Origin of the sequence: Acidiplasma cupricumulans (assembly GCF_001402935.1) — an archaeon.
In the GTDB taxonomy this organism is placed as follows: Archaea; Thermoplasmatota; Thermoplasmata; order Thermoplasmatales; family Thermoplasmataceae; genus Acidiplasma; species Acidiplasma aeolicum.
On the sequence record NZ_LKBH01000181.1, the window covers coordinates 21,617 to 27,969 of the forward strand.

The window sequence follows — 6,353 nt, forward strand, 5'->3', positions numbered from 1 at the left end:
GATTACCTCTGCGCTCGGAATCTCCTGTTTGGCGTTAGAGTTGCAGATATTGAGGCCTCCTCACGCTTGAATATCAGACCTCTTCTTGTGATTACGAGATCCATCCTCATGACGGGATTCGATTCGTATTCCACGTAGCTTATGTCAGGATTTCGTTCCATGAACTCCCTTATGGCTGCGATCTGTTTCCGATCCTCAAGCTCATACTGGTTGACCGTGTTCTCGATTATGGTCTCCTGCAATCTCTCAAGAGTGCCTTTCTTCTGCGGATTCGCAATCTCATATCTTACTATTTCAGGCTGGGAGCCTTCAAAATATTCAGGCTCACTGCCGTTCACAACCACTCTTCTCACTTTATTCATTTTCTTTTCCTCCATGGAAGAAAGCAAGCCATGTCTGCGCCTTTGCCAGGAACTCTTCTTTGGCAAGGGTGTCCGGCTCTGAAAGCAGTATCCTGGTCAGCGGATGATCCGGGAATTTCTTTGCGAAGTTTGCCTTCAGTTTTGCAACACTGACTCTTCTGGCATCTTCCATATACGTGTATTGAGAAGAGTGGCTTTATCCTCAAAAGATAGGATTAAATACTAGGGAAGAGCATCTTTTCTTCTCTTCCCGTAGGCAAAAGGAAAGCCTTTCCAGTCTTTGTATTCGCTGGCATCAAGCTTTTTTCTGAAGAAACCGTAGTAGGTTCCACAGTTCAGGCAGTAGTATTCAGAAGTTTCCATGAAATTTCTTGCAAAAAACAAAAACTCTGCCTTGTTCATATCTTTTAGCGTATTCTTGAACTTGCATCTTCCACAAAAAAACACAGTTTTCAGTCTTCTGCTTTCATCGGTGCCATAGTAAAAGTTGGCTACCTTAACCCACATTGAGAATAGCTCGGATATCTTCTCCTTTGTAAGGGGATCGTCATGCAGAATGAACTCCCTGTTGACAAAATACACTTTCTTGTTCTTGTGGATGTCATACTCAGCATTGATCATTTTCCACTTCTTCGCGAGACTATTGATGTGGTTCCAGTAAAACTTTCTGTCCTTTCCAAATTCTTCCTGAAGTTTATCAATCAGCTTGGCTTGTATTGGCGTAATTCCAAGGAGGTTGAAAATATTGAGGATTCCGATCACCCTGGCATCCCAGATGTCGGGTAGAGTGTAGTAGAATATGCTCCGGAATCCTTCTACAAAATAGTTAGCCCATATCTCGTTCTTAGGAAGCTCTTTCGGTATCTCCAATTTATCATCCGCTAAAACGGCATTTTCATTATAGTTTTCACGCTGAGAAATGTACAAAGATTCGATTGTGGTCAGTCAAACCAAAATCAAGTCGATTTCTTTTCATCTTCAATGTTAATGCCACTTGATGAAATGGACAGTGCGACAAAATGAGCACTGTTGCCTATTACATAAGCAAGGTCAAAGAGATACAGGTAATTTGAAACGCTCTTAAATAAGAACGATAATACATTGATTATGAGGGTAACTATCGATATGATGATAACCAAAATGATGTGATATGCATATCTGTTCAGCATCTCGTTTTACTACCTCCTATAGATTTTCTTGTACACAAAATATGCAGTGATGAGAATTATCATCGTGGGTATCACTGCATAGTAAGCAAATTCATTTATTGGAAAATAGTAGTAAGCAACTTGGTCATAAATAAAAACGGCTATAACGAAAATGAGTATGATGTATCGAGGTAAGTTTGATTGCATCCAGTTCGCCCTACTGTTTTTTCCCCGATTTTCCAAATATTTCACCTGTTCTCTTTTGGAGTTTACCACTTTTTGCTCCTAGGATAAGGCCTATAGCGAGAACTACCAATGAAATCAGGAATGCCAGTCCTCCGTAGAGAAATGCATAAGCAAGAACAGTTCCGTTGGAGTGAAAGACTGCCCCGATTGCCAAAACTACAAGGGATACAATAAAAAGTATCGTTCCTACGGTAATTGTTCTATTTATAGCATGAAATTTTACCATCGCATCATCTCATTTATAATCATTCTTGAATTTCTTAATGAAGTCAAGCATTTGTTCCTCCTTTGATCCATGCTTTCCAATATAGTTGTAAAAGCCTTCCTCGTCTAATTCTCCGGCGATATACTTATTCGCAGCTTCGTTAAGTTTTCTTGTATGTTTTGTCGTTCCGTAAGGCTTCCTGATGAACAGATTACTGTATTCTATGGTCTTTCCGTCAGGGGATTTTACCGCACCTGGCAGATCAGAGAGAATATCGTGATCAGTTTTCCACATTCTGGTACCCTGTATCCTATTTTGTCTCACCACTCTTGTGGAGCCCCCTGAGCCGAGTATTCCAATAACCGGATTTACCCCATAATCTCGAGCCCTGAAAGCACCATATAAAAGAAGTGAAAGACCTATCCCAAAAGGTACAAAGAATCCAAGAAAAGAACCAAGATAACTGTATATTAGTATCTTTGGATACTTTAGAGAGACCACGAGATCGACGATCATTATTGCGATACCAATACTCACGTATGCCAGCCTATATCTCATCGAGATTTCACCTTAAATTATATGAAATAATAGTTATTTAAGTTCTTATAGAGAACATCCAATTGCTTTCTCACATATATAGTCTGCACCAAGTTCACACGCTACGTGAACGCCAATATCTATTACTGTTTGAAGGACAACATCGCAGATCGATGCCACGACTCCAAAACAGACAACATAAACAATAGGGTCTTCTATGAATTCCAGACATACAATACCCGATGCCTCTTCGCAAGCCAAGTCCTCAGAAACACCATCTGCGAGAAGTGTGCAGAGCACCGTTCCAAGAGCATGGCAGATAAGACACTCAATGGCATTTGGGTCTGATTTTACATTCGAGAGAGCGACATCTTTGTTAGTAGTTGTAACCCTGTCATTTGAGTTCAGTCCGCTTCCCTCAACATGGACAATTTTCTTCCCATTGATTGTGTCAATGTACTTTGTCTTGAATTTATTGGTTATTGTTTTCCCGCTATGCTGTATTACGTATGTAATCGAGGCATTTGATGAAGTTTCTCCCTCGATAATATACTTCCAGTTAAGGATTGCTCCAGGGCCCTCTTTAAATTGCACGACCGTAACTCCCTCGGTTACGTTTGTTGCTCCTACCTTGTAGGTCTCAGTATGTGGCACGCTTATTTTGGTAATTTTCCTGCCTTTTGCATCAAAACAATTACTGCAGCTCATAATTTATGAATAAAATCATCTTATAAAAATGTTTTCATATTATATATTGCGGCATAAGAGCATAGAAATAATCGCATGTTTCTGCTTTTGTCACTTTAGCTAAAGGAGTTATGTTTATTACTTTCATGCATAATGCGAACGAGAGCCTATAACTCTATGTACTTTCATTTATCGAAACCTATATAGTCGGACTAAAACGGCATTTTCATTATAGCCTTGCCGTTTGGCAGAACAGCCTGAAACTCGTATCCTTCACCCAGAAGCTTCTCGATCTCGTTCATTGGTACGAGCTTCTGCTTTGAACCGTTGCTTGTCATTGCACCTGCTACCTTGTCCCTCAGGAGCTTCTGGAAATCCTCTGTGCTTGTCTCTGCAAGATTCATCTTGTCGATTTCATCCTGCCTGTATCCCACGGCAGAAAGAAGCTGCTGCTGCAAATACAGCCTTGCATTCTCCTCTGATACATCGCTTATCCTTGTTTCAAGGAACTTTGTGGATTTGTTGTAGGATTCCCTCATTTCATCGATGATATCCGGCGGCAGTCGCTTGTTTGTTGAATACCTGGCCTCAATGTCGCCTTTGTGGCCCATGATGAACTGCCTCCAGGGATGCGATATAAGTCCCTTGGATTCTGCAATGTCCAGAGCTGTTGAGAAATAAGCTCTCAAAACGTACGGTCTCATTTTCAATCCCGCCTGCTCTATGGCTTCCCTTATGTCCCTCGTTACAAGCGTTGTCCTCAAGAATGCATTCTTCTTGACGCCTCTGACGTCGAACTGCAATAATGGAGATTCATAGGTGAGGTGTTCTCCATTCTTCCTTCTCTCCTCAAGGTATTCCCTGATGTAGGTCGATCCTTCCTCTCCAATGAAGCTGAAATACTGGTGTCTTGCCTTGCTCAGCTTGCTCTTAACCATCACCGTTGCTGGTATTTTGTCAAACTGGATTTCATCGGAGAGCTTCAGCTCCTTTAGATCACCCAACCTGAGACCATCTGTTCCCTCATAGTCTCCAAGGGATTCTGGTCTGAGACCGGAGAATGCCATGATTGCAATGGCTACCCTGCCTCTTGAGGTTGCTTTCCTGAGAATTCGTGCAAGCTCCTCCTTGCTCGGAACTCTCTCATTAACGATTGTGGGTGTTTCGTTTTCCCCGGATATGTTAACGGTTAACTGCAAACGGATATCGTTAAACTTCAGCCATGATAGTATGACCTTCTTGAATCTCGCGATGTATGATCCTGCCTTGCCCTCCTTCTCCATTCTTCTTACAAAATCCGTGAATTCGTACCTGAAATCCTTCTCGTTGGCTCTGGCTTTATTCAGGATTTCATCTGGCGTTGTTTCAGTGAGCTCGCAGTAATGCCCCAAATTCCTCAGGGCTACCGTTGCCGTTAAGACGGATTTCGCTTTGAGGTTCTCAAACCATCTTCGTACATCCTCGTCCAGAAGCAGTTCTCTATACTTTGGCTGCATGGTCATGAGAACATATTGAATAGTGGCATAAAAGGTATTCGATTAATAGATTAAATGGACCGGTCGGGATTTGAACCCGAGCCCTCTTGCTTGCGAAGCAAGCGATCTACCGCTGATCTACCGGCCCTTGACTCTTAATTAAAAATAATATTATAAGAATTCGCTTTTTTAGATTAATTTATTTCACTGCCTATATATGATAACTTGGCCAAAAGTGCATCCATTTGAATGTTGTCTGTACCGCCCTCAACTATTCTAAATTCTGTCTCGGCAAGTGCCATAATTATCTGTAGTTTTTGCCTGTATGCAATCTGCTCATTTCTAATTGATGAATGCATTCCCTTTATAATGTCTATACCTGATAAACCATAATCCACAAGCATTTTATCAAGCATGGATCTGGCCTCGTCAAAATTTCCCTCAAGAGCCATTAAAATTAATTTTTTATATTCATTTTTGTTTATTTCCCCTGCTATCTGATAAATTGTTGCAGGTGATATTTTCCCGGTTGTTTTTATGGCCTGGAGTATGTTTATTGCCTTTCTCATATCACCCTCTGAAATTTCATAGATTGCATCAAGAGATTCATCATCTATCTCAAAATTTTCCTTTTTTGATATTGCCTTCAATCTGGATACCATCTCATTTTTGTTTATAGGTGAAAATCTAAGAACAACGCACCTGGACTGTATCGGTGGTATTATTTTTGATGAATAATTGCATGAAAATATGAATCTTGTTGTATTATAATACATTTCCATGGTTCTTCTCAACGCTGCCTGTGCATCTGGAGTTAAATGATCGGCCTCGTCAAGAAAAATGATTTTAAATCCAAGATCATTTGATGGCTTAATTTTTGCAAAATTTTTAATGTTTTCACGGATTATATCAATACCTCTTTCATTTGATGCATTTAATTCTAAAAAATTATCGCGCCATGAGTCACCAAAAAGTTCCCTGGCTAGCGCTATTGCAGTTGATGTCTTCCCTGTTCCGGGAGGACCTGCAAAAATTAGATGCGGTATATTTTTATCTTTAACAAAGGATTCTAATCGGTTAATATTTTCTGATTCTCCAATAACAGCGGATAATTTTGATGGCCTGTATTTCTCTGTCCATATATCTAGCATAGTTTAATAATTACATACTTTATATAAATATTCACTTTAAAATATTCTGTATCAGCGATGGATAAACATTCCTTACGCCCTGTATTTTTTCCAGAGCCCTGACACACTGTGATGTTTCATTTTCATTACATATTATATACGCTATGGCACCATGATCACCCGTTGTTGTGTACAGCTGAACAACGAAATTTAGTTTTTTAATTTCCTCAACAGTTTTAATGTAGGTTTCTGGAGTTATATCAAAGCCTATTATTGCGTCCTCCATGTTAAATTTTCTATAATTTATTCTGGCAGTATATGATATTATTCCCTTACTTTTCTCCATTTCCATAAGCCTGTTATGTATTGTTCCGGGACTAACCCCACAGAGCTTTGCCAGGTCGCGTATGGAAAGCTTCGAATTTTCTGAAATAGCCTTTACAATTTTAATATCAAGTTCATCCATTCATTAGGTTTATATCTTTTTAGAATAAAAATTTTTTTAAATATTTTGCATTTTTTGTATATAAATATTGTTATATTGTGTATTTTTTCTGCACAAA

10 protein-coding genes and 1 tRNA gene are annotated in these 6,353 nt (G+C 39.7%); all 11 read right to left on the reverse strand.

Annotated features, from left to right (window positions below; genetic code table 11):
• Nucleotides 1–2: 2 nt before the first annotated feature.
• Nucleotides 3–377 (reverse strand): hypothetical protein, encoded by a 375-nt coding sequence (locus AOG55_RS05080; RefSeq protein ID WP_055040998.1) that lies wholly within the window; start codon nt 375–377, stop codon nt 3–5.
• A complete protein-coding gene (locus AOG55_RS05085) occupies nt 355–534 on the reverse strand; it encodes a hypothetical protein (RefSeq protein WP_021792146.1) in 180 nt (59 codons plus the stop codon). Before AOG55_RS05085 ends, AOG55_RS05080 begins: the two co-directional genes overlap by 23 nt.
• 50 nt (nt 535–584) lie before the next feature.
• Complete coding sequence (locus AOG55_RS05090) at nt 585–1,232, reverse strand: hypothetical protein (RefSeq protein ID WP_156318765.1); 648 nt, start codon at nt 1,230–1,232, stop codon at nt 585–587.
• A gap of 86 nt (nt 1,233–1,318) precedes the next feature.
• Nucleotides 1,319–1,531 (reverse strand): hypothetical protein, encoded by a 213-nt coding sequence (locus tag AOG55_RS09335; protein ID WP_156318766.1) that lies wholly within the window; start codon nt 1,529–1,531, stop codon nt 1,319–1,321.
• A 196-nt stretch (nt 1,532–1,727) separates the two neighbouring features.
• Nucleotides 1,728–1,982, reverse strand: a complete 255-nt coding sequence (locus AOG55_RS05095; RefSeq protein ID WP_055041000.1) for a hypothetical protein — start codon at nt 1,980–1,982, stop codon at nt 1,728–1,730.
• A gap of 9 nt (nt 1,983–1,991) precedes the next feature.
• Entirely contained in the window at nt 1,992–2,519 is a 528-nt protein-coding gene (locus tag AOG55_RS05100) for a hypothetical protein (protein WP_055041001.1), read from the reverse strand.
• Between the two features lie 45 nt (nt 2,520–2,564).
• A complete protein-coding gene (locus AOG55_RS05105) occupies nt 2,565–3,206 on the reverse strand; it encodes a hypothetical protein (protein WP_010917744.1) in 642 nt (213 codons plus the stop codon).
• Between the two features lie 191 nt (nt 3,207–3,397).
• Nucleotides 3,398–4,687, reverse strand: coding sequence for a site-specific integrase (locus AOG55_RS05110; RefSeq protein WP_055041002.1), 1,290 nt, complete (start codon nt 4,685–4,687; stop codon nt 3,398–3,400).
• Between the two features lie 49 nt (nt 4,688–4,736).
• A tRNA-Ala gene (locus AOG55_RS05115) sits at nt 4,737–4,808 on the reverse strand.
• A 46-nt stretch (nt 4,809–4,854) separates the two neighbouring features.
• Nucleotides 4,855–5,811: a replication factor C small subunit gene (locus tag AOG55_RS05120; protein ID WP_048101919.1), complete on the reverse strand. Its 957-nt coding sequence runs from the start codon at nt 5,809–5,811 to the stop codon at nt 4,855–4,857.
• Between the two features lie 31 nt (nt 5,812–5,842).
• The gene (locus AOG55_RS05125) at nt 5,843–6,256 is read right to left on the reverse strand and encodes an Lrp/AsnC family transcriptional regulator (protein WP_048101920.1); all 414 of its coding nucleotides are present in this window, start codon (nt 6,254–6,256) and stop codon (nt 5,843–5,845) included.
• Nucleotides 6,257–6,353 lie beyond the last annotated feature (97 nt).